Annotated in this window: 22 protein-coding genes; 18 read left to right on the forward strand and 4 right to left on the reverse strand. The window is 60.4% G+C overall.

What is annotated here, in order from left to right:
- The first annotated feature begins 41 nt into the window (after positions 1-41).
- The 18 genes from HX817_RS09285 to HX817_RS09370 all read left to right on the forward strand — a co-directional run bounded on the left by HX817_RS09285 (position 42) and on the right by HX817_RS09370 (position 16,458).
- Entirely contained in the window at positions 42-1,256 is a 1,215-nt protein-coding gene (locus HX817_RS09285; RefSeq protein ID WP_008438290.1) for an IscS subfamily cysteine desulfurase, read from the forward strand.
- Positions 1,257-1,358: 102 nt separating this feature from the next.
- A complete protein-coding gene (iscU, locus tag HX817_RS09290) occupies positions 1,359-1,745 on the forward strand; it encodes a Fe-S cluster assembly scaffold IscU (protein ID WP_003209682.1) in 387 nt (128 codons plus the stop codon).
- A 28-nt stretch (positions 1,746-1,773) separates the two neighbouring features.
- Complete coding sequence (gene iscA, locus HX817_RS09295) at positions 1,774-2,097, forward strand: iron-sulfur cluster assembly protein IscA (RefSeq protein ID WP_003209680.1); 324 nt, start codon at positions 1,774-1,776, stop codon at positions 2,095-2,097.
- A gap of 8 nt (positions 2,098-2,105) precedes the next feature.
- A complete protein-coding gene (gene hscB, locus HX817_RS09300; protein ID WP_008438289.1) occupies positions 2,106-2,627 on the forward strand; it encodes a co-chaperone HscB in 522 nt (173 codons plus the stop codon).
- 51 nt (positions 2,628-2,678) lie between these two features.
- Positions 2,679-4,541, forward strand: a complete 1,863-nt coding sequence (gene hscA, locus HX817_RS09305) for a Fe-S protein assembly chaperone HscA (RefSeq protein WP_087695132.1) — start codon at positions 2,679-2,681, stop codon at positions 4,539-4,541.
- 3 nt (positions 4,542-4,544) lie between these two features.
- Positions 4,545-4,886 (forward strand): ISC system 2Fe-2S type ferredoxin, encoded by a 342-nt coding sequence (gene fdx / locus HX817_RS09310; protein ID WP_003209674.1) that lies wholly within the window; start codon positions 4,545-4,547, stop codon positions 4,884-4,886.
- A 14-nt stretch (positions 4,887-4,900) separates the two neighbouring features.
- On the forward strand, positions 4,901-5,101 hold the full coding sequence (gene iscX, locus HX817_RS09315) for a Fe-S cluster assembly protein IscX (RefSeq protein WP_076017546.1): 201 nt from the start codon (positions 4,901-4,903) through the stop codon (positions 5,099-5,101).
- 91 nt (positions 5,102-5,192) lie between these two features.
- Entirely contained in the window at positions 5,193-5,618 is a 426-nt protein-coding gene (gene ndk / locus HX817_RS09320) for a nucleoside-diphosphate kinase (protein WP_003175956.1), read from the forward strand.
- A 30-nt stretch (positions 5,619-5,648) separates the two neighbouring features.
- Positions 5,649-6,797: a 23S rRNA (adenine(2503)-C(2))-methyltransferase RlmN gene (rlmN, locus tag HX817_RS09325; protein ID WP_003209670.1), complete on the forward strand. Its 1,149-nt coding sequence runs from the start codon at positions 5,649-5,651 to the stop codon at positions 6,795-6,797.
- A gap of 12 nt (positions 6,798-6,809) precedes the next feature.
- The gene (gene pilW, locus HX817_RS09330; RefSeq protein ID WP_008438284.1) at positions 6,810-7,568 is read left to right on the forward strand and encodes a type IV pilus biogenesis/stability protein PilW; all 759 of its coding nucleotides are present in this window, start codon (positions 6,810-6,812) and stop codon (positions 7,566-7,568) included.
- On the forward strand, positions 7,568-8,560 hold the full coding sequence (locus HX817_RS09335) for a RodZ family helix-turn-helix domain-containing protein (RefSeq protein ID WP_008438282.1): 993 nt from the start codon (positions 7,568-7,570) through the stop codon (positions 8,558-8,560). Before pilW ends, HX817_RS09335 begins: the two co-directional genes overlap by 1 nt.
- Positions 8,561-8,564: 4 nt before the next feature.
- On the forward strand, positions 8,565-9,674 hold the full coding sequence (gene ispG / locus HX817_RS09340) for a flavodoxin-dependent (E)-4-hydroxy-3-methylbut-2-enyl-diphosphate synthase (protein WP_003209666.1): 1,110 nt from the start codon (positions 8,565-8,567) through the stop codon (positions 9,672-9,674).
- 23 nt (positions 9,675-9,697) lie between these two features.
- On the forward strand, positions 9,698-10,987 hold the full coding sequence (gene hisS / locus HX817_RS09345; RefSeq protein ID WP_177035672.1) for a histidine--tRNA ligase: 1,290 nt from the start codon (positions 9,698-9,700) through the stop codon (positions 10,985-10,987).
- A 40-nt stretch (positions 10,988-11,027) separates the two neighbouring features.
- Positions 11,028-11,669, forward strand: a complete 642-nt coding sequence (locus tag HX817_RS09350; protein WP_003209663.1) for a tetratricopeptide repeat protein — start codon at positions 11,028-11,030, stop codon at positions 11,667-11,669.
- Entirely contained in the window at positions 11,662-12,813 is a 1,152-nt protein-coding gene (gene bamB, locus HX817_RS09355) for an outer membrane protein assembly factor BamB (protein ID WP_003209662.1), read from the forward strand. The genes HX817_RS09350 and bamB overlap by 8 nt, the downstream gene beginning before the upstream one ends.
- A gap of 139 nt (positions 12,814-12,952) precedes the next feature.
- Positions 12,953-14,422 (forward strand): ribosome biogenesis GTPase Der, encoded by a 1,470-nt coding sequence (gene der / locus HX817_RS09360; RefSeq protein WP_003209661.1) that lies wholly within the window; start codon positions 12,953-12,955, stop codon positions 14,420-14,422.
- A 108-nt stretch (positions 14,423-14,530) separates the two neighbouring features.
- Positions 14,531-15,679 carry a pyridoxal phosphate-dependent aminotransferase gene (locus HX817_RS09365; RefSeq protein ID WP_177040143.1) on the forward strand — a complete coding sequence of 383 codons (1,149 nt, stop codon included), beginning with the start codon at positions 14,531-14,533 and terminating at the stop codon, positions 15,677-15,679.
- Positions 15,667-16,458 (forward strand): amidohydrolase, encoded by a 792-nt coding sequence (locus HX817_RS09370; protein ID WP_003209658.1) that lies wholly within the window; start codon positions 15,667-15,669, stop codon positions 16,456-16,458. The genes HX817_RS09365 and HX817_RS09370 overlap by 13 nt, the downstream gene beginning before the upstream one ends.
- 162 nt (positions 16,459-16,620) lie before the next feature.
- On the opposite strand, the gene leuA is transcribed toward HX817_RS09370, so the two are convergent.
- The 4 genes from leuA to HX817_RS09390 form a co-directional block, all read right to left on the reverse strand.
- Positions 16,621-18,300 carry a 2-isopropylmalate synthase gene (gene leuA / locus HX817_RS09375; RefSeq protein ID WP_003209657.1) on the reverse strand — a complete coding sequence of 560 codons (1,680 nt, stop codon included), beginning with the start codon at positions 18,298-18,300 and terminating at the stop codon, positions 16,621-16,623.
- A gap of 320 nt (positions 18,301-18,620) precedes the next feature.
- Positions 18,621-19,442 carry a peptidoglycan DD-metalloendopeptidase family protein gene (locus HX817_RS09380; RefSeq protein WP_008438272.1) on the reverse strand — a complete coding sequence of 274 codons (822 nt, stop codon included), beginning with the start codon at positions 19,440-19,442 and terminating at the stop codon, positions 18,621-18,623.
- A 3-nt stretch (positions 19,443-19,445) separates the two neighbouring features.
- Entirely contained in the window at positions 19,446-20,825 is a 1,380-nt protein-coding gene (xseA, locus tag HX817_RS09385) for an exodeoxyribonuclease VII large subunit (protein WP_177040144.1), read from the reverse strand.
- A gap of 10 nt (positions 20,826-20,835) precedes the next feature.
- Positions 20,836-21,726, reverse strand: coding sequence for a LysR family transcriptional regulator (locus HX817_RS09390; RefSeq protein ID WP_087695128.1), 891 nt, complete (start codon positions 21,724-21,726; stop codon positions 20,836-20,838).
- Positions 21,727-21,776: the final 50 nt, after the last annotated feature.

Below are 21,776 nucleotides of genomic sequence, written 5' to 3' on the forward strand. Positions count from 1 at the left end.
AGCTAACGGCACGCCAGCCAGCCTGATTTAGGAGAAAGTCCATGAAATTGCCGATTTACCTTGATTACTCAGCGACCACCCCGGTTGATCCGCGTGTCGCGCAAAAGATGAGCGAATGCCTGCTGGTTGACGGAAACTTCGGTAACCCGGCGTCCCGTTCCCACGTTTTCGGCTGGAAAGCCGAAGAAGCAGTGGAAAACGCTCGTCGCCAGGTCGCTGACCTGGTGAATGCCGACCCACGTGAAATCGTCTGGACCTCCGGTGCCACCGAGTCCGACAACCTGGCTATCAAGGGTGCGGCGCATTTCTACGCGACCAAAGGCAAACACCTGATCACCACCAAGATTGAGCACAAGGCTGTCCTCGACACCATGCGCCAACTGGAGCGTGAAGGTTTTGAGGTTACCTACCTCGAGCCAACCACCGACGGTATCGTGACCCCTGCGATGATCGAAGCCGCGATGCGTGAAGACACCATCCTGGTTTCCGTGATCCACGTGAACAACGAAATCGGCACCATCAACGACATCGCCGCCATCGGCGAGCTGACCCGCTCCAAGGGCGTGTTGCTGCACGTCGACGCTGCTCAGTCCACCGGCAAGGTCGATATCGACCTGTCGAAACTGAAAGTCGACCTGATGTCGTTCTCTGCCCACAAGACTTACGGCCCTAAAGGCATTGGCGCGCTCTACGTGAGCCGCAAGCCTCGCGTACGTATCGAAGCCACCATGCACGGCGGCGGTCACGAGCGCGGCATGCGTTCGGGCACCCTGGCGACCCACCAGATCGTCGGCATCGGCGAAGCGTTCCGTGTGGCCAAGGAAGACATGGCTGCCGAAAACGTGCGCATCAAGGCCCTGAGCGATCGCTTCTACAAGCAGGTCGAGCACCTTGAAGAGCTGTACATCAACGGCAGCATGACCGCCCGTGTACCGCACAACCTGAATTTGAGCTTCAACTACGTCGAAGGCGAGTCGCTGATCATGGCGCTCAAGGACCTGGCGGTTTCGTCCGGCTCGGCCTGCACCTCGGCTTCCCTTGAGCCGTCTTACGTCCTGCGCGCCCTGGGCCGCAACGACGAACTGGCTCACAGCTCGATCCGCTTTACATTCGGCCGTTTCACCACCGAAGAAGAAGTCGACTACGCCGCGCAGAAAGTCTGCGAGGCCGTCACCAAGCTGCGTACCTTGTCCCCGCTGTGGGACATGTACAAGGACGGTGTCGACATTTCCAAGATCGAGTGGGCGGCACACTAAATATAGAAGCCGCCACCCAAAAGGCTCTGTAAAGACGTGGCGGAAAACGCAGGCGTGTTTGCAGGGTTCCAGAGCGGCCCTGATGAGTGAGGATTCAGTACCATGGCTTACAGCGAAAAGGTCATCGACCACTACGAAAACCCGCGCAACGTCGGCAAGATGAACGCGGAAGACCCTGATGTCGGCACCGGCATGGTCGGCGCTCCGGCGTGCGGCGACGTTATGCGCCTGCAGATCAAGGTCAACGAAGCTGGCGTTATCGAAGACGCCAAGTTCAAGACCTACGGTTGCGGTTCGGCCATCGCCTCCAGCTCCCTGGCGACCGAATGGATGAAAGGCAAGACCCTGGATGAGGCTGTGACTATCAGCAACACCCAGCTGGCCGAAGAACTGGCCTTGCCGCCAGTGAAAATCCACTGCTCGGTACTCGCAGAAGACGCCATCAAGGCGGCCGTTCGCGACTACAAGCAGAAGAAAGGCTTGATCTAAGCAATTTGGCGACGAGTAAGGAGTCACGATGGCTATCAGCATGACAGAAGCGGCTGCGCAGCACATTCGCCGCTCCCTGAATGGGCGCGGTAAAGGTGAGGGGATTCGTCTGGGTGTTCGCACCACGGGCTGTTCCGGCCTTGCCTACGTGCTGGAGTTTGTCGACGAGGTGGTCGAGGAAGATCAGGTGTTCGAGAGTCACGGCGAAAAAGTGATCATCGACCCGAAAAGCCTGACCTACCTGGACGGCACCGAACTCGATTTCGTCAAGGAAGGGTTGAACGAAGGCTTCAAGTTCAACAACCCCAACGTACGCGGTGAATGTGGCTGCGGCGAAAGCTTCAACATCTGAGGCTGATCGTGGGTACTCCTTGTCATTTCGCTTTGTTCGAGCTGCAGCCGAGTTTTCGACTGGACCTTGAACAGCTTGCCACGCGCTACCGTGAATTGGCGCGTGGGGTGCATCCGGACCGCTTCGCTGACGCTTCCGAGCGTGAGCAACGCCTGGCGCTGGAGCAATCAGCCAGCCTCAACGAAGCCTATCAGACGCTCAAGAACCCTCCCAAACGCGCGCGCTACCTGCTCGCGATGGGCGGTCGCGAGCTGCCGCTTGAAGTCACGGTCCAGGACCCTGATTTCCTGATGCAGCAGATGCAATGGCGCGAGGAGCTTGAAGAACTGCAGGACGAGGCTGATCTGGCCGGAGTCGCAGTGTTCAAGCGCCGTCTGAAAGTGGCCCAGGATGAACTCAACGAAAGCTTCGCAGCCTGTTGGGATGATGCAGCGCAACGTGAACAGGCCGAACGCCTGATGCGGCGCATGCAGTTCCTCGACAAGCTCACCTACGAAGTGCGCCAGTTAGAAGAGCGCCTCGACGATTAACCCAGTGCCGCCCAGGTTGCACGCCTGATATACAGATAAGTCCTGATTACCATGGCCCTACTGCAGATCGCCGAACCCGGTCAAAGTCCTCAACCGCACCAGCGTCGTCTGGCGGTCGGGATTGACTTGGGCACTACCAATTCGCTGGTCGCTGCATTGCGCAGCGGTCTTTCCGAGCCGCTGCCCGACGCGGATGGCCAGGTCATCCTGCCGTCTGCCGTGCGTTATCATGCTGACCGCACCGAAGTGGGCGAGTCGGCCAAGCTGGCGGCGTCTACCGATCCTTTGAATACCGTGCTGTCGGTCAAGCGCTTGATGGGTCGTGGTTTGTCCGACGTCAAGCAGCTGGGCGACCAGCTTCCCTACCGCTTTGTCGGCGGCGAATCACATATGCCGTTCATCGACACGATCCAGGGCCCGAAAAGCCCGGTGGAAGTGTCGGCCGATATCCTCAAGGTCTTGCGCCAGCGCGCCGAAACCACCTTGGGTGGCGAACTGGTAGGTGCGGTGATTACTGTTCCTGCATATTTCGATGACGCTCAGCGCCAGGCCACCAAGGATGCGGCGAAACTTGCCGGCCTGAACGTGCTGCGCCTGCTCAACGAGCCGACCGCAGCCGCTGTGGCTTACGGTCTGGATCAGCACGCCGAAGGCCTGGTGGCTATTTACGACCTGGGCGGCGGTACCTTTGATATTTCGATCCTGCGCCTGACCGGCGGTGTCTTCGAAGTGTTGGCTACCGGTGGCGATACCGCTCTGGGTGGCGATGACTTCGATCACGCCATTGCTGGCTGGATCATCACCAGTGCCGGCTTGTCTGCCGACCTGGACCCGGGTGCGCAACGTAATTTGCTGCAAACTGCCTGTGCCGCCAAAGAAGCGCTGACTGACGCTGCGTCGGTTGAAGTTTCCTACGGTAGCTGGTCGGCTCAACTGACCCGCGAAGCGTTCGATTCGTTGATCGAACCGATGGTCGCCCGCAGCCTGAAAGCCTGCCGCCGCGCCGTGCGTGATTCCGGTGTCGAGCTGGAAGACGTGGTCGCCGTGGTCATGGTGGGTGGTTCGACCCGCGTGCCGCGTGTTCGTGAGGCGGTCGCTGAAGCCTTCGGCCGTCAGCCGCTGACTGAAATCGACCCGGATCAAGTGGTGGCCATTGGTGCCGCGATCCAGGCCGATACCCTCGCCGGTAACAAGCGTGATGGTGGCGAACTGCTTCTGCTCGACGTGATCCCGTTGTCCCTGGGGCTGGAAACCATGGGCGGCCTGATGGAGAAGGTGATTCCACGCAACACCACCATCCCCGTTGCCCGCGCCCAGGACTTCACCACGTACAAAGATGGTCAGACGGCCATGATGATTCATGTGCTGCAGGGCGAGCGTGAGCTGATCAGCGACTGCCGTTCCCTGGCGCGCTTCGAATTGCGCGGCATTCCGGCGATGGTGGCTGGTGCGGCGAAGATTCGCGTGACCTTCCAGGTCGACGCCGACGGCTTGCTCAGCGTTGCCGCTCGCGAACTGGCCTCCGGCGTTGAAGCCAGCATCCAGGTCAAGCCGTCCTACGGCCTGACCGACGGCGAAATCGCCAAGATGCTCAAGGATTCGTTCCAGTACGCCGGTGACGACAAGGTCGCCCGCGTGCTGCGTGAGCAGCAAGTCGACGCCCAGCGCCTGCTCGAAGCGGTGCAGGGCGCCCTTGAAGCTGACGGCGAGCGTCTGCTGGATGCCGAAGAGCGCATGGTCATCGACCTGCAAATGCAGGAACTGGCTGAATTGATGAAAGGCACCGATGGTTACGCCATCGAGCAACAGACCAAGCGCCTGTCGCAAGTGACCGATGCCTTTGCCGCCCGTCGCATGGACCAGACGGTGAAAGCCGCCCTGGCGGGCCGCAACTTGAACGAACTTGAGGATTAACTGATGCCGCAGATCATTTTTCTGCCACACGCCGAGCATTGCCCGGACGGTATGGTTGTGGAGGCTGAGACCGGCAAGTCCATTCTCGAAGTCGCTCACGATAACCACATCGAGATCGAAAGCGCCTGCGGCGGCGTTAACGCCTGTACCACGTGCCATTGCATCATCCGCGAAGGTTTCAATAGCCTGGAAGAGGCTGATGAGCTGGAAGAGGACTATCTTGATAGGGCGTGGGGCCTTGAGCCGACGTCGCGATTGAGCTGTCAGGCAAAAGTGGGAACAGAAGACCTCACCGTCGAGATTCCGAAGTATTCGCTCAACCATGCCGCCGAAGCGCCGCATTGATTCAAGGAAATGTCATGAGCCTGAAATGGGTTGATGTACAAGAAATCGCTATCCTGCTGGCCGATGGTCACCCGGACGTGAACCCTTATTCGCTGAACTTTGTAGCTTTGCGTGACATGGTCATGGCCTTGCCAGGGTTCGAAGATGACCGGGAACGCGGCGGTGAAAAGGTGCTTGAAGCTATTCAGACTGCCTGGAAAGAAGAGCAGGACTGAAGCCTCCCTTACGCAGTTAGGCAATACCCAAGAACCCGCGTATAATTCGCGGGTTTAATTTTTCGCAAATTACCGTTTCTGGAGTTACACCATGGCTGTTCAACGTACTTTCTCCATCATCAAGCCTGACGCTGTTGCAAAAAACGTCATCGGCGAGATCACCACTCGTTTCGAAAAAGCCGGCCTGAAGGTTGTAGCTTCGAAACTCAAGCAACTGTCCAAGGCTGAAGCTGAAGGCTTCTACGCTGAGCACAGCGCTCGTGGTTTCTTCGGCGACCTGGTTGCCTTCATGATCTCCGGCCCTGTTGTTGTTCAGGTTCTGGAAGGCGAAAACGCTATCGCTCTGAACCGTGAGCTGATGGGCGCTACCAACCCTAAAGAAGCTGCTGCCGGCACCATCCGTGCTGACTTCGCTGAATCGATCGACGCCAACGCCGTTCACGGTTCGGACTCCGAAGCCGCTGCTGCCCGCGAAATCTCGTACTTTTTCGCTGCTACTGAAGTAACCGCTCGCTAAGCATTGGCTTAAAAGAGCGAAGGTGAATCCATGACTACATTGACTGCAAAAACCAACCTGCTGGGTCTGACTCAACAGGAAATGGAAAAATTCTTCGACTCAATCGGGGAGAAGCGTTTTCGTGCCGCTCAGGTAATGAAGTGGATTCACCATCTTGGCGTCGATGATTTCGACGCCATGACGAACGTCAGCAAGGCCCTGCGCGACAAGCTCAAGGCCATTGCCGAAGTTCGCGGCCCCGAAGTGGTCAGCGAGGACATTTCCACCGACGGCACCCGTAAGTGGGTGGTGCGCGTGGCGTCCGGCAGCTGCGTCGAGACCGTGTACATTCCCCAGGGCAAACGCGGCACTCTGTGCGTTTCGTCCCAGGCAGGCTGTGCCCTGGACTGCAGTTTCTGCTCCACCGGCAAGCAAGGTTTCAACAGCAACCTCACCGCCGCCGAAGTCATCGGCCAGGTGTGGATTGCCAATAAATCGTTCGGCAGCATCCCGGCGACCGCCGACCGTGCCATCACCAACGTGGTGATGATGGGCATGGGCGAGCCGCTGCTGAACTTCGACAACGTTGTCGCGGCCATGCACCTGATGATGGACGACCTGGGCTACGGCATCTCCAAGCGCCGCGTGACCCTGTCGACCTCCGGCGTGGTACCGATGATCGATGAGCTGGCCAAGCACATCGACGTCTCCCTGGCGTTGTCGCTGCACGCACCGAATGACGCATTGCGTAACCAATTGGTGCCGATCAACAAGAAGTATCCGCTTAAGATGCTGCTCGAATCTTGCCAGCGCTACATGGCGACCTTGGGCGAAAAGCGTGTGTTGACCATTGAGTACACCATGCTCAAGGACATCAACGACAAGGTCGAGCACGCGGTCGAGATGATCGAGTTGCTCAAGAACGTACCGTGCAAGATCAACCTGATTCCGTTTAACCCGTTTCCCCATTCTGGCTATGAGCGGCCGAGCAATAACGCCATCCGCCGTTTCCAGGATCAACTGCACCATGCAGGCTTCAATGTCACCGTGCGCACCACCCGCGGCGAAGACATCGATGCGGCATGTGGCCAATTGGTAGGACAGGTGCTGGATCGCACCCGTCGCAGCGAACGTTATATCGCCGTGCGTGAATTGAGTGCCGCCGACGATATGCCGCAAAGCGCCGCGACTCGAACCTGAGAGAGGATCTCTATGCCCTTGCGCCTTGCGCTGCTTTTGCTTGTTGCCAGCCTCGCGGCTGGCTGTGTTTCATCGGGCCATGACAGCCCGTTGCAAACCGGCAAGGGCCGTGACGAAGCGCGCGCTGCCTATGTGCAGCTGGGCTTGGGGTACTTGCAGCAAGGGATGACCGAACAGGCCAAGGTGCCGCTGAAGAAGGCCCTTGAGCTGGATGGCAGCGACGCTGACGCCAATGCTGCGCTGGCTTTGGTGTTCCAGGCCCAGGCCGAGCCTGAATTGGCCGATCAATATTTCCACAAGGCCCTGGCCACACGCCCTGGCGACCCAAGACTGCTGAATAACTACGGCAGTTTTTTGTTTGCGCAGAAACGTTATGCCCAGGCATCCGAATATTTCCAGCAGGCTGCGGCCGATACCCTCTATCCTGAGCGTTCGCGGGTTTTCGAGAACCTGGGGGTGACCTCAATGCTTCTCGGCCAGCGCGACACCGCACGCCAGCAACTGGAAAAAGCCCTGCACCTGAACCAGCGCCAGCCACGGGCCTTGCTCGAAATGGCTGAGTTGTCCTTCGAAGACAGGCATTATGTGCCGGCACGTGACTATTACGAGCGTTTTAGCCTGCTGAGCGGGCAAAATGCACGTAGTCTATTGCTCGGTGTGCGCCTGGCGACGGTTCATGAAGAACGCGACAAGGCCGCACGTTTTGGCCAGCAACTCGAACGACTCTATCCCGGTACGCCGGAATATCAGCAATACCTGTCGGAGCAATGATGAAAGCGGCGCACCCGGAAGTTGTAGCAGCTAATCGTGGAAACCCAGGCGAGACCTTGCGTCAGGCCCGCGAAAGCAATGGTTGGTCGCTGGCAGAAGTGGCCCTCAAGCTCAATTTGACCACGACTTCATTGGGCAACCTTGAAGCTGGCGCATTCGACAAGCTGCCAGGGCACACCTTTGCCCGCGGCTATATCCGCGCCTACGCCAAGTTGCTGGGTATCGACCAGGCTGCATTGGTCCAGGAGTTCGACCAAATCACCGGTACCGATTCCCAGGGCAGCAATGTCCATGGTCTTGGCCGCATTGAAGAGCCTGTGCGGGTTTCCCACACCATTTTGCGCATTGTCAGCCTGTTGCTGCTCATCGCCGTGATCGGCGGTGGTTTTGTATGGTGGCAGGATCAGACCGCCCAGCGTGGCAAGGACTTGTCCAGCAACGCCATGGAGCACGTCGAAGTCGAAAGCGCCGACGGCACCACCCAGATTCATCCGTTGGATGAGCCGGAAGACCAGGCCGTGGCCCAGGGTCAGGCGGCGCCTGAGGCAGAACCAGGTGCCGAGCAGCCTGCGCCCGAAGCAGGTACTGCCGCCGCAGTGGCACCCGTCGCACCCGCTCCAGCGGTTGCAGTGACGCCTGCTGCTCCAGCTCATACGCCAGCAACGCCAGCAGTACCGGCGCAGGCTCCGGCAACAACGGCTCCCGTCGCCCCGGCGATTTCCGCGCCAACCACCCCGGTACTGATCGCCGGTGATGGTCGAGTCCAAATTACCTACGTCGCTGACTGCTGGACGCAAGTCTCCGATGGCAACGGCAAGGTGCTGTTCAGTGGTCTGAAGCGTAAGGGAGATACACTTGACCAGGGCGGCAAGCCTCCTTTGACGCTGCGTCTGGGCTTTGCCCGTGGCGCGCAAGTGGCCTACAACGGCCAGCCTGTGGACGTGGCGCCGTTCACCAGTGGCGAGACTGCTCGCCTCAAGTTGGGACAATAAAGTCATGCACGGCGAATCTCCAATCAAACGTCGCGTATCGCGCAAGATCTGGGTCGGCTCGGTGCCGGTGGGCGGCGATGCCCCCATCGCAGTACAAAGCATGACCAACAGCGACACCAATGATGTGGCGGCCACTGTCGCCCAGATCAACCGCCTGGAAGCGGCGGGCGTCGACATCGTGCGTGTATCCGTACCGGACATGGACGCTGCCGAAGCCTTTGGCCGCATCAAGCAACTGGTCAAGGTGCCGCTGGTCGCCGATATCCACTTCGACTACAAGATCGCGTTGCGCGTGGCCGAGTTGGGCGTCGATTGCCTGCGGATCAACCCGGGCAACATCGGTCGTGAAGACCGGGTTCGCGCCGTGGTGGATGCCGCCCGTGATCGCGGGATTCCAATTCGCATCGGCGTCAACGCCGGCTCCCTGGAAAAAGACCTGCAAAAGAAATACGGCGAGCCGACGCCGGCCGCACTGGTCGAGTCCGCGCTGCGCCACGTTGAACACCTCGAACGCCTGAATTTCCAGGACTTCAAGGTCAGCGTAAAGGCTTCCGACGTGTTCATGGCGGTAGAAGCGTACCGCCTGCTGGCCAAGGAAATCGTCCAGCCGCTGCACCTGGGTATCACCGAAGCCGGCGGTTTACGCTCAGGCACAGTGAAATCTGCGGTGGGTCTCGGTATGCTGCTGGCCGACGGGATTGGCGATACTATTCGCATCTCCCTCGCGGCAGACCCGGTAGAGGAAGTGAAAGTCGGTTACGACATTCTCAAATCCCTGCATTTGCGTTCCCGTGGCATCAACTTCATTGCCTGCCCGAGCTGCTCGCGGCAGAACTTCGACGTGGTGAAAACCATGAACGAACTGGAAGTACGCCTCGAAGACCTGCTGGTGCCGCTGGATGTCGCGGTGATCGGCTGTGTGGTCAACGGGCCGGGTGAGGCCAAAGAGGCCCATGTGGGCCTGACCGGTGGTACGCCAAACCTGATTTACATCGACGGCAAGCCGTCGCAGAAATTGACGAATGACAATCTGGTGGATGAGCTGGAACGGCTGATCCGCCAGAAAGCGGCCGAAAAGGTCGAAGCTGACGCAGCGGTTATCGCGCGCGGCTGATCGAACGAATTTAAGGATTTGATGTGAGCAAGTCTCTGCAAGCCATTCGTGGCATGAACGACATCCTGCCTGAGCAGACGCCCCTGTGGCGCTACTTCGAGGGCACTGTCGCGCGCCTGCTGGATAACTACGGTTACAAGCAGATCCGCATGCCGATCGTCGAGTTCACCGAGCTGTTCAAGCGCTCCATCGGTGAAGTGACCGACATCGTCGAAAAAGAGATGTACACCTTCGAAGACCGCAACGGTGACTCCCTGACCCTGCGTCCGGAAGGTACTGCCGCGTGTGTGCGTGCGGTGCTCGAACATGGCCTCACCGGCGGTGGCCAGCCGCAGAAGCTCTGGTACATCGGCCCGATGTTCCGCCACGAGCGTCCGCAGAAAGGCCGTTATCGCCAGTTTCACCAGATCGGCCTGGAAGTCTTCAACCTCGACGGTCCGGACATCGACGCCGAGCTGATCGTGCTGACCTGGCGCCTGTGGGGCATGCTGGGCATCCGCGATGCGGTCAAGCTTGAACTCAACAGCCTGGGCACCAGCGAATCCCGGGGCCGCTACCGCGAAGCCCTGGTGGAATTCCTGTCGGCCCACCTGGACAAGCTGGACGAAGACAGCCAGCGTCGCCTGAAAACCAACCCGCTGCGGGTACTGGACACCAAGAACGGCGAGACCCAGGCCGTACTGGTGGACGCGCCGAAAATGGCCGACTACCTGGACGACGAGTCCCGTATCCACTTCGAGGGCCTCAAGGCTCGCCTGGATGCAGCCGGTATTCCTTACGTCATCAACCCGAAACTGGTGCGTGGCCTCGATTACTACAGCAAGACCGTGTTCGAGTGGGTCACCGACAAGCTCGGCGCCCAAGGCACGGTGTGTGCCGGTGGTCGTTACGACGGCCTGGTCGAGCAGATGGGCGGCAAGCCGACCACCGGCGTAGGTTTTGCCATGGGCATCGAGCGGCTGATCCTGCTGCTGGAAACCCTGGAGCAGGTTCCCGAAGAAATCTCCCGTCAGGTGGACGTGTACTTCTGTGCCTTTGGCGAGGCGGCCGAACTGGCTGCCCTGGCCCTGAGCGAGAAACTGCGCGACCAACTGCCGAACCTGCGCCTGCAAGTCAATGCCGGCGCCGGCAGCTTCAAAAGCCAGTTCAAGAAAGCCGACAAGAGCGGTGCGTTGTATGCACTGATCCTGGGTGATGATGAGTTGGCCCAGCAAGTGGTAAGTTTCAAACCCCTGCGTGGTCAGGGTGAACAACAAAGCATTGCCTTTGATGCGCTTGCAGCGCACCTGGCCACCTGCATCGTGCAGGGTTGAAGCTGTCAAACAGCCGATTTAGCGATTAAGGAGTATTGGGGTGTCGAGTACTGATGATGACCAGCTGGCCGAGTTCAAAGACTGGTGGCAGCGCAACGGCAAGCCCCTGGTCACTGGCGGCTTGCTGGCTTTAGTAGTGGTGTTCGGCTGGCAAGCCTGGCACAAGTATCAGGCTAACCAGTCGCAAGGCGCCTCGATTATCTATCAGCAACTGCTGGAAACCACGCTGACGCCAAACGGCAAGCCTGACCTGGCCCAGGTTGCAGACCTGGCCGGCAAGCTGAAGAGCGAATTCGGCGGTAGCACCTACGCGCAATACGGCAGCCTGTTCGTCGCAAAAGTTGCGGTCGACAACGGCAAGCTGGATGACGCCGCCTCCGAGCTGAAAGCCATCACCGACAAGCCGGCCAACCCGACACTGGGTGAAATCGCACGTCAGCGTCTGGCTCAGGTACTGGCGGCACAGAACAAGGCCGACGAAGCACTGAAACTGCTCGACGGCGATGCTGACAAGGCATTCCTGGCCACTCGTGAAGAGCTCAAGGGCGACCTCCTGGTCCAATTGGGTCGTACCGACGAAGCCAATGCTGCGTACCAAAAAGCCAAGGCGGCGCTGTCTGATGAAGCGGCGGTCGGTGGCTTACAAATCAAGCTCGACGACTTGGCCAAAGGGGATGCGTGACGTGATCCGTTGGAAACATGCAGCATTGCTGGCTCTGGCCGTTTTGGCCGCGGGTTGCAGCAGCAACAGCAAAAAAGAACTGCCTCCGGCCGAGCTGACCAGCTTCAAGGAAGAAGTGGTCCTGCAAAAGCAGTGGAGCCGCTCCATTGGTGACGGTCAGGGCGATCTGTACAACCTGATGGTCCCGGCGATCGACGGTGACACTATCTACGCCGCTGATTCCACCGGTGTTGTGGTCTCCATGGATCGCATGAACGGCGACGTCAAGTGGAAGAAAGACCTCGAACTGCCTGTGTCCGGCGCCGTTGGCGTGGGTTCTGGCCTGGTGATGCTCGGCACGCTGAAAGGCGACGTCGTGGCACTGGATTCGAGCACCGGTGAAGAGAAATGGCGCGCTCGCGTGACCAGTGAAGTGCTCTCGCCACCGGCTACCAACGGTGACGTGGTTGTCGTGCAGACCCAGGATGACCGTGTGATCGGCCTCGACGCCGCCACCGGTAACCAGCGCTGGTTGTATGACAGCACGCCGGCGGTCCTGACCTTGCGCGGTACCAGCGGTCCGGTTGTGACCAGCAACCTGGCACTGGCAGGCCTGTCGACCGGTAAAGTGGTCGCCCTGGACACCCAGAACGGCGTGCCGGCCTGGGAAACCCGGGTCGCGATTCCTCAAGGTCGTTCGGAACTGGACCGCGTAGTGGACATCGACGGTGGCTTGCTGCTGTCGGGTGATACCCTTTATGTCGCTACTTATCAGGGCCGTGTTGCGGCGCTGGACGTGCAGAGCGGCCGGATCAACTGGCAGCGTGATGCTTCCAGCTACGCCGGTGTCGCCCAAGGGTTTGGCAGCGTCTACGTAAGCCTGGCGTCCGGCACCGTTGAAAGTGTCGACGAGCGTTCCACCACTGCATTGTGGAGCAACGACTCCCTGGCCCGCCGTCAGTTGTCGGCACCGGAAGTGTTCTCCAGCTACGTAGCGGTAGGCGACTTTGAAGGTTACCTGCACCTGCTGAGCCAGGTGGACGGTCGCTTCGTGGGTCGCGAACGTATCGACAGCGACGGCCTGCGTGCCCGTCCGCTGGTGGTAGGTAACATGCTTTACGTGTATGGCAACAGCGGCAAACTGGAAGCGCTGACCATCAAGTAATGGTTTGACTATGCTTGGGGTAATTCCCAGGCGGCCCTGCTTCGGCAGGGCATGCGGCGCTTTCGAGCGCTGCCCCGAGCACCAGCCGCTGCCTTGCAGCGGCTTTTGTATTTTCTGAAATAACGAAGTGGAGAGCCGCATGGTTCCCGTAATCGCCCTGGTGGGCCGACCGAACGTCGGCAAGTCCACCTTGTTCAACCGCCTGACCAGGACTCGCGACGCCATCGTCGGCGACTTGTCCGGTCTGACCCGTGATCGCCAATACGGTGAGGCAAAGTGGCAAGGGCGCTCCTACATTATTGTCGACACCGGTGGTATCTCCGGTGACGAGCATGGCATGGACGAAAAGATGGCCGAGCAGTCGCTGCTGGCCATTGAAGAAGCTGATGTCGTGTTGTTCCTGGTGGACGCCCGCGCGGGCTACACCGCTGCAGACCAGATGATTGGCGAGCACCTGCGCAAGCGCAACAAGCGTTCCTACGTGGTGGCCAACAAGATCGACAACATCGATCCTGAAATGGCCCGCGCCGAGTTCAGCCCGATGGGCCTGGGCGATGCGATCCCGATCGCCGGTGCCCACGGTCGCGGCATCACCCAGATGCTGGAAATCGCCCTGCGCGACTTCCCGCGTGATGACGTGGATGAAGTCGAAGGCGAAGAAGAAATCGTTGCCGAAGGCGAGGAAGCCAAGCGCATTCCTGGCCCAAGCGAAAAAGACGGTATCAAGATCGCGATCATCGGCCGTCCGAACGTCGGCAAGTCGACCCTGGTCAACCGCATGCTCGGTGAAGACCGGGTAATCGTCTATGACGAGCCGGGCACCACTCGCGACAGCATCTACATCCCGTTCGAGCGTAACGACGAGAAGTACACGCTGATCGACACTGCCGGTGTGCGCAAGCGCGGCAAGATCCACGAGGAAGTTGAAAAGTTCTCCGTGGTGAAAACCCTGCAGGCGATCAAAGACGCCAACGTAGTGATCTTCGTCATGGACGCCCGCGAAGGCGTGGTAGACCACGACCTGAACTTGCTGGGCTTTGCCCTGGAAGCCGGTCGCGCCCTGGTGATCGCGATCAACAAGTGGGACGGCATGACGCCGAGCGAGCGCGACTACGTCAAGGTCGAGCTGCAGCGTCGTCTGTTCTTCGTCGAGTTTGCCGATATCCACTTTATCTCGGCACTGCACGGTACCGGCGTGGGTAACCTCTACGCCTCGGTGCAGAACTCGTTCAAGTCCGCGGTCACCCGCTGGCCAACCAACCGCCTGACCCAGATTCTTGAAGATGCGGTCAGCGAGCACGCGCCGCCGATGGTCAACAACCGTCGGATCAAGCTGCGCTACGCTCACTTGGGTGGTGCCAACCCGCCGATTATCGTGATTCACGGTAACCAGCTGGAGAAGGTGCCGAAGTCCTACGTGCGTTACCTGGAAAATACCTACCGCCGTGTCTTGAAACTGGTCGGTACGCCGATCCGTATCGAGTTCAAGGGTGGCGAGAACCCGTACGAAGGTAACAAGAACAGCCTCACCGACCGCCAGGTCAACAAAAAGCGCCGGATGATGACGCACCACAAGAAGGCCGACAAAAAGCGCCGCGACAAGCGCTGATCCTGATCGGTTGAAAAAGGGCTCTTTCGGAGCCCTTTTTTGTGCCTGGCGGTTGACCCTTCGCGGCATGCAGCTTAAAACTTGGGGCTCACCGCAAGGGGCGCACCGATGATCACCAGCAAGCTGCCGAATGTCGGCACCACCATCTTCACCACCATGTCGCAACTCGCTGCCGAAACCGGTGCGCTCAACCTGTCCCAGGGCTTTCCCGACTTTAACGGGCCCCAGGAGTTGCTCGATGGAGTGGGCAGACAAATTGCCCTGGGCCATAACCAATACGCCCCGATGACCGGCCTGCCGGTACTGCGCCAGCAAGTGGCGGCCAAGATCGCCCGCAGCTATGGCGCAACGGTGAATGCCGACAGCGAAGTGACCATCACCCCAGGCGCCACTGAAGCGATCTTCTGTGCGATCCAGGCGGTGATCCGCAGCGGTGATGAAGTCATCGTGTTCGATCCGGCCTACGACAGCTACGAGCCTTCTGTGGAACTGGCAGGCGGTCGCTGCGTGCACGTGCAACTGGGTCTGGATGATTTCGCCCTGGACTTCGAGCAACTGCGCGCTGCGCTGTCGCCGCGCACCCGCATGATCATCCTCAACAGCCCGCATAACCCCACCGGTGCCCTGATCAGCCGTGCCGAGCTGGACCAGTTGGCCGAGTTGATCCGCGACCGCGACATCTACCTGGTCAGCGACGAGGTCTACGAGCACCTGGTGTTCGACGGTGTGCCCCACGTCAGCGTGCTGGCTCACGAAGAGCTGTATCAGCGTGCGTTTGTGGTCAGTTCGTTCGGCAAGACCTACCACGTCACCGGCTGGAAAACCGGCTACGTGGTCGCGCCGCCAGCCCTCAGCGCCGAGCTGCGCAAGGTGCATCAATATGTCAACTTTTGCGGCGTGACCCCGTTGCAGTACGCTTTGGCAGACTTCATGGCCGAACACCCGGAACACGTCGAGGAGCTGCCGGCTTTTTATCAAGCCAAGCGCGACCTGTTCTGCGACCTGCTGGAACCGTCGCGTTTCAGCTTTACCCGGGTGGCCGGTACCTACTTTCAATTGGTGGATTACTCACAGATTCGCCCGGACCTGGATGACGTCGCCATGTCGCTGTGGATGACCCGCGAACACGGCGTTGCGACCATTCCGGTCTCGGTGTTCTACCAGAACCCACCGCAAGGCCAGCGCCTGGTGCGACTGTGCTTTGCCAAACGCGAGGAGACGCTGCGTCAAGCAGCCGAGAAACTATGCGTGATCTGAGTGCACTGCCCAACCTGAACATCGCCCTGGTGCAAACCACCCTGGCCTGGCACGACCGCCAGGCCAACCTGGAGCATTTTGAACTGCTGCTGGAACAGGCCAAGGGTGCCGACCTGATCGTGCTACCGGAGATGTTCACCACCGGTTTCTCGATGGAATCGGAAACCCTCGCCGAGCCTGAAAACGGCCCCACCCATCAATGGCTGCAGGCCCAGGCGAAGAAGTACAACGCGGTGATCACCGGCAGCGTGATCATCCAGGCCGCCGATGGCAGTCACCGCAACCGCCTGCTGTGGGCGCGACCGGATGGTGAGGTGTTGCACTACGACAAGCGTCACCTGTTCCGTATGGCCGGTGAACACGACCACTACACCCCCGGCGAGCGCCAGGTGCAGTTCGAACTCAAGGGGTGGCGGATTCGTCCGTTGATCTGCTACGACCTGCGATTCCCGGTGTGGAGTCGTGACGCCCAGGACACTGACTTGCTGCTGTACACCGCCAACTGGCCGGGCGCACGTCGCCAGCACTGGAACCGTCTGCTGCCGGCACGGGCCATTGAAAACCTGTGCTACGTGGCGGCGGTGAATCGGGTGGGCACGGACGGCAAGGGCTTTGCCTACACCGGCGACAGCCAGGTCGTGGACTTCCAGGGCGAAAGCCTGCTGAGCGCAGGGGAGGCGGACGGGGTGTTCCAGGTGTGCCTGGACGCAGCGGAATTGGCGGAGTACCGCACACGCTTCCCGGCGAACCTGGATGCGGACAGCTTCGAGTTCGTATAAATCGTTCCCACGCTCTGCGTGGGCACGCCTCTTGTGACGCTCCGCGTCACGCTTCGGGACGCGGAGCGTCCGAGCTGCATTCCCACGCGGAGCGTGGGAACGATCATAAAAAAGGCCCCTGGATTCTCATCCCGGGGCCTTTTGCATTTCAGCGGTCAGTGTTTATGCCGCTTTCGCTTCCAGCTGGCTCAACGAGCGGTTCAGCGCGCTGAACACCGCCTTGAAGCTCGCCGTGGTGATGTTTTCATCAATGCCCACGCCATGCACCGGACGCTCACCGTTCACTCGCAGCTCGATGTAGGCCGCCGCCTTGGCATTGGTGCCGGCGCCAATCGCGTGTTCGTTGTAATCCATGATCTCCACACCAATCGGCAGCCCGGCCACCAGCGCTTCCAGGGCGCCGTTGCCTTTGCCGTGCCAGCGCAGGTTGGTTTCGCCCTGGCCCTTGCCGGAGACTTCAACTTCCACCGAGCTGTTGCCGTTCTCTTCCTGCAAGCGATGGCTGACCAGCGCGTAAGGAATGTTGGCTTGCAGGTATTCACGCTGCAACAAGCTGTAGATCTGCGCGGCGGTCATCTCCAGGCCCACGCGGTCGGTTTCGGCCTGTACCACCTGGCTGAACTCGATCTGCATGCGGCGCGGCAAGCTGATGCCGTATTCCTGCTCCAGCAGGTAGGCGATGCCGCCTTTGCCCGACTGGCTGTTGACGCGAATCACCGCCTCGTAGCTGCGGCCGATGTCGGCCGGGTCGATCGGCAAGTACGGCACTTCCCACAAGGCGTCGTCTTTCTGCTGGGTGAAGCCCTTGCGGATCGCGTCCTGGTGGGAGCCGGAGAAGGCGGTGTGAACCAGGTCGCCGACGTACGGGTGACGCGGGTGCACCGGGATCTGGTTGCACTCTTCGACAACTTTGCGAATACCGTCGATGTCGGAGAAGTCCAGCTGAGGGTCGAGGCCCTGGGTGTACATGTTCAAGGCCACGGTGACCAGGTCGACGTTACCGGTACGCTCGCCGTTGCCGAACAGGCAGCCTTCGACACGGTCGGCGCCGGCCATCAGGCCCAACTCGGTGGCGGCTACGCCGGTGCCACGGTCGTTGTGGGTGTGCAGGCTGATGATCACGCTGTCGCGACGGTTGATATGACGGCCGAACCACTCGATCTGGTCGGCATAGATGTTCGGGGTGGCGCACTCGACGGTGGCTGGCAGGTTGAGGATCACCTTGTGCTCAGGCGTCGGGTTCCAGACCTCGATCACCGCGTCACAGACTTCCTTGGCGAACTCAAGCTCAGTGGCGCTGAACGTCTCTGGCGAGTATTCGAAGGTCCACTGGGTTTCCGGCTGCTGGGCGGCGTATTTGACGAACAGCTTGGCCGCGTTGACCGCGATCGCCTTGATGCCGTCCTTGTCCTGGTTGAACACGATGCGGCGGAACGACGGCGAGGTGGCGTTGTACAAGTGAACGATGGCTTTCTTCGCCCCGCGCAGGGATTCGAAGGTGCGCGCGATCAAGTCTTCACGGCCCTGGGTCAGCACCTGGATGGTGGTGTCCTCGGGGATGTGATTGTCTTCGATCAGGGTGCGTACGAAGTCGAAATCGGTTTGCGACGCAGCCGGGAAGGAGGCTTCGATTTCCTTCACACCGACGGCCACCAGGGTCTTCCAGAAACGCAGCTTTTTCACCGCGTCCATCGGTTCGATCAGCGACTGGTTGCCGTCGCGCAGGTCGGAACTGCACCAGATCGGCGCGGTGGTGATGGTTTTCGAAGGCCAGGTGCGGTCCGGGATATCAATGGTCGGGAACGCGCGGTACTTCGAAGACGGGTCTTTGAGCATGCTCATCGGGAAATCCTTTGTCTAGGGGCCGAGAAAAGGCGGCCTGCCGTAAAACTGTTATTGGGGATAAAGCGGAAGACGAGGCAGATCGATTCAGCCTGGCAGTCGTGCGCTGACTAGGCACAGGCTGCGGTGCTGGCGGAGCTGAATGAGGGTGTGAGAGGTTTTCATAGGTCCAACCCTAACCGCCGGGGTGAAAGATGGCAAGCAGTCGGAAAAAATTGAGAGAAGTTCTGCTATTGCTGAGGAAAACGAGATTTTATGGTTGAGAATTGTGTATGGGGGTGTTTTGTTTGCGCACCCGTTGCCGGGTGCGCAATTGAGCATCAGGGCTGAAACGCGCCGATAAAGATCGCCGGATCCACCCGTGCGTCGTTCAGGCTGATGTTCCAATGCATATGCGGCCCGGTCGCCCGGCCGGTGGAACCGACCTTGCCCACCACCGCACCACGAGCCAGTTGCTGGCCCACGCTCACATCAATCTTCGACATATGGCAGAACATGCTGATAAAGCCCTGGCCATGGTCGACAAACACGGTGTTGCCGTTGAAGAAGTAGTTGCCGGTCAGGATCACCTTGCCCGCTGCCGGGGTCTTGATCGGCGTGCCGGCGCCCACGGCAAAGTCCAGGCCGGAATGCGGATTCCGCTCCTCGCCATTGAAGAAACGTCGTACGCCGAACTTGCTCGACAGCGGCCCGTTCACCGGCTTGTCCAGCAGCAGGTTGCTCGGCGTGTTCGGGCTGAAACTGCGATACGCCTTGAGCTGGACCGCCAGCTCGCCTTCGATGCGCTTGAGTTGCGCCGGGTCCGGGTTCACCTGGCTCTTGTTCTTCAGGGTGATGTGCTGCTCGGGGTATTTCTTGAAGCCCACGACAAACGGCAGGTTCTGGCTGCCGCTGGTGATGCGTTGGGTGCCGGGCTTGACCGTCAGCGGGATCCCCACAATCGCCAGCCAGTTGTTTTGCTCCTTCACCACCAGCACTGGGCGGTTCATGTAGGTGGCTTTGGGCGCGGTGGCCGAAGTGCCGAGGTCGACCACCGCCACGCCACCGGGCACCGGCTTGTTCAGCAGGCGGGTGATGTAGCTGTCGGCATGGGCGTTAAAGGTCAGGCACAGCAGCATCAACAAACTTAAAAAGCGTGGCATCAATCAATCCAGTAACGAGAGGGTGACGGGCGTCAGGTGGTTGTCTTCCACCCGTACCTGCAATTGGCCTTCACCGAGGCGCGCGGTCAGGCGCTGGCCGGTGTGGGTTTGCGCGGCGTTGCGAATCGCCTGGCCGCGTTCGTCGAGCAAGATGCTGTAGCCGCGTCCAAGCGTCGCCAGCGGGCTGACCACCTGCAGCGTCTGCACCTGGCTTTGCAGTTGCAGGCGACGGGCCTTGAGGCCTTCGCGCATGGCACGGGGCAGGCGTTCGGCAAGGCTGTCCAGGCGCTGGCGCAGCAGCGCCAGTTGGCGGCCGGGGTGTTGGCCGGCGAGGCGGGTTTCCAGGCGGATCAAACGCTCGCGACGGGTGTTGAGGCTGCGCTCGAAGGCACGCCGCAGGCGCATGTCCAGGTCATCCAGGCGCTGGGCCTGTTGGCGCAGGCGCTCGCCCGGGTGACGCAGGCGACGAGCCATGCCTTCCAGGCGCAGGCGGTCGTGGGTCAGGCGGTTGCGCATCAGCATCACCAGGCGGCGGTGCAGGTTCTCTACCTGGCGAGTCAGGTGGCTGGAGTCCGGCGCCAACAGCTCGGCAGCGGCGGAAGGCGTTGGGGCGCGTACGTCGGCGACAAAGTCGCTGATCGACACATCGGTCTCATGGCCAACGGCGCTGACGATGGGCGTCACGCAGGCGTCCACCGCACGCGCCACGGCTTCTTCGTTGAAGCACCAGAGGTCTTCCAGCGAGCCGCCGCCACGGGCCAGGATCAGCGCGTCGAAGCCGCGTGCATCGGCCAGCTTCAGTGCACGGACGATCTGCGCCACGGCTTCACGACCTTGTACGGCTGTCGGGATCAACGTCAGTTCCACGTTGGGTGCCCGGCGGCGGAACACGCTGATGATGTCGCGAATCACCGCGCCGGTGGGCGAGCTGATAATCCCGATGCGCCTTGGGTGGGCGGGCAGCGGCACCTTGCGCTCGACACTGAACAGGCCTTCGGCGCTGAGTTTTTCCTTCAGCGCGTCGAAGGCCAGGCGCAGTGCGCCGTCACCGGCCGGCTCCACCGTGTCGAGAATCAGCTGATAGTCGCCACGGCCCTCAAACAGCGAGACCTTGCCCCGCACCTTCACCGCCAGGCCGTCTTTCAACGCCTGGCGCACCCGTGCGGCGTTCTGCCGGAACAGCGCACAACGCACCTGGGCGCCACTGTCCTTGAGGGTGAAATACACGTGGCCGGAGGCCGGGCGGGCGAGGTTGGAGATCTCGCCTTCGACCCAGATATTGGTGAACACGTCTTCCAGCAACACCCGCGCGCGGCCGTTGAGCTGGCTGACAGTCAGGACTTCGCGGTCCAGGCCCAGACGGGCAAAGGGATCTTTAATCATGGGCGGCAGTTTATAGGCATTCGTGCAGGGTTTGACAGAACTGCTCCACCAGCGCGTTCGGCGTTTGCTGGCATGCGAGGGCGACGGTGCTTTGGCAATCGGGATCGGCCAGGGGTAAAAAATGGATGTTGGCCGGCGCAATGTCCTGCATCGACTCCGGCAGCAAGGCGATCCCGAATCCGGCCTGGATCAGCTGTAACTGCGTGGTCTTGCGCGACATCACCCGCGCCGCCTTGGGGAAAAATCCTGCACGCATGCACAACTCGGCTGACAGGTAACTCAGCCCTCCGCGCTGGGGGTGAGGGATCGAGATAAACGCTTCGTTCTTCAGTTGCGCCAAATCGATACCGGATGTGTGCCCGGCCAACCGGTGGTTCGGCGGCACGGCCAGCAACAGTCGCTCGCTATATAAAGGCACGATGCGCACGCCTTCGCGCTGACGCAACACCGGTAAGCGCAACAGCCCGACCTCCAGTCGGCCGTCGGCGATTTCTTCCAACTGGGCTTCGGAGGACAGTTTGGCGATGTCCATCGACACGCCCGGGCATCGTTCCAGCCAGGCACCGATGCCGCGCAGCAGGCGGCCACTCATCGGCACCGTGCTCGAATGGCTCATTCGCAGCGTGCCGAGCTGTCCATTGCCCACTTGCGTCGCCATCTCACTGGCCTTGAGCAGTTCGCCCAGCAGGTTGCGTGCCCGCGGATAAAAAGCCTCTCCCGCAGCCGTCAGCCGTGGCTGGCGCGCAGTGCGTTCAAACAGCGGCGTTTGCAGCAGGTTTTCCAGCTCCTTGATCTGCCGGCTCAGTGCCGATTGCGCCACAAACAGCCGCTCGGCCGCTGCGCTGAAGCTGCCGCTCTCGGCGATTTCGACGAAGTAACGCAATTGCCGGGTGGAAATCACAAGTCATGCCTTTTCGAGATGAGTGATGGGCTTTGAAGATATTAGTCGCA

The sequence above is a fragment of the Pseudomonas sp. C6002 genome, from assembly GCF_013385805.1.
Classification (GTDB): Bacteria; Pseudomonadota; Gammaproteobacteria; order Pseudomonadales; family Pseudomonadaceae; genus Aquipseudomonas.

What these genes read in the sequence shown, in the direction of transcription:
- der (WP_003209661.1), top strand. Translation starts at nt 12,953, where the DNA reads ATGGTTCCCGTAATCGCCCTGGTGGGCCGACCGAACGTCGGCAAGTCC.
- hscA (WP_087695132.1), top strand. Translation starts at nt 2,679, where the DNA reads ATGGCCCTACTGCAGATCGCCGAACCCGGTCAAAGTCCTCAACCGCAC.
- ispG (WP_003209666.1), top strand. Translation starts at nt 8,565, where the DNA reads ATGCACGGCGAATCTCCAATCAAACGTCGCGTATCGCGCAAGATCTGG.
- iscX (WP_076017546.1), top strand. Translation starts at nt 4,901, where the DNA reads ATGAGCCTGAAATGGGTTGATGTACAAGAAATCGCTATCCTGCTGGCC.
- HX817_RS09365 (WP_177040143.1), top strand. Translation starts at nt 14,531, where the DNA reads ATGATCACCAGCAAGCTGCCGAATGTCGGCACCACCATCTTCACCACC.
- xseA (WP_177040144.1), bottom strand. Translation starts at nt 20,825, where the DNA reads ATGATTAAAGATCCCTTTGCCCGTCTGGGCCTGGACCGCGAAGTCCTG.
- iscU (WP_003209682.1), top strand. Translation starts at nt 1,359, where the DNA reads ATGGCTTACAGCGAAAAGGTCATCGACCACTACGAAAACCCGCGCAAC.
- leuA (WP_003209657.1), bottom strand. Translation starts at nt 18,300, where the DNA reads ATGAGCATGCTCAAAGACCCGTCTTCGAAGTACCGCGCGTTCCCGACC.
- HX817_RS09335 (WP_008438282.1), top strand. Translation starts at nt 7,568, where the DNA reads ATGAAAGCGGCGCACCCGGAAGTTGTAGCAGCTAATCGTGGAAACCCA.
- ndk (WP_003175956.1), top strand. Translation starts at nt 5,193, where the DNA reads ATGGCTGTTCAACGTACTTTCTCCATCATCAAGCCTGACGCTGTTGCA.
- bamB (WP_003209662.1), top strand. Translation starts at nt 11,662, where the DNA reads ATGCGTGACGTGATCCGTTGGAAACATGCAGCATTGCTGGCTCTGGCC.
- iscA (WP_003209680.1), top strand. Translation starts at nt 1,774, where the DNA reads ATGGCTATCAGCATGACAGAAGCGGCTGCGCAGCACATTCGCCGCTCC.
- HX817_RS09380 (WP_008438272.1), bottom strand. Translation starts at nt 19,442, where the DNA reads ATGCCACGCTTTTTAAGTTTGTTGATGCTGCTGTGCCTGACCTTTAAC.
- HX817_RS09285 (WP_008438290.1), top strand. Translation starts at nt 42, where the DNA reads ATGAAATTGCCGATTTACCTTGATTACTCAGCGACCACCCCGGTTGAT.
- pilW (WP_008438284.1), top strand. Translation starts at nt 6,810, where the DNA reads ATGCCCTTGCGCCTTGCGCTGCTTTTGCTTGTTGCCAGCCTCGCGGCT.
- rlmN (WP_003209670.1), top strand. Translation starts at nt 5,649, where the DNA reads ATGACTACATTGACTGCAAAAACCAACCTGCTGGGTCTGACTCAACAG.
- HX817_RS09370 (WP_003209658.1), top strand. Translation starts at nt 15,667, where the DNA reads ATGCGTGATCTGAGTGCACTGCCCAACCTGAACATCGCCCTGGTGCAA.
- fdx (WP_003209674.1), top strand. Translation starts at nt 4,545, where the DNA reads ATGCCGCAGATCATTTTTCTGCCACACGCCGAGCATTGCCCGGACGGT.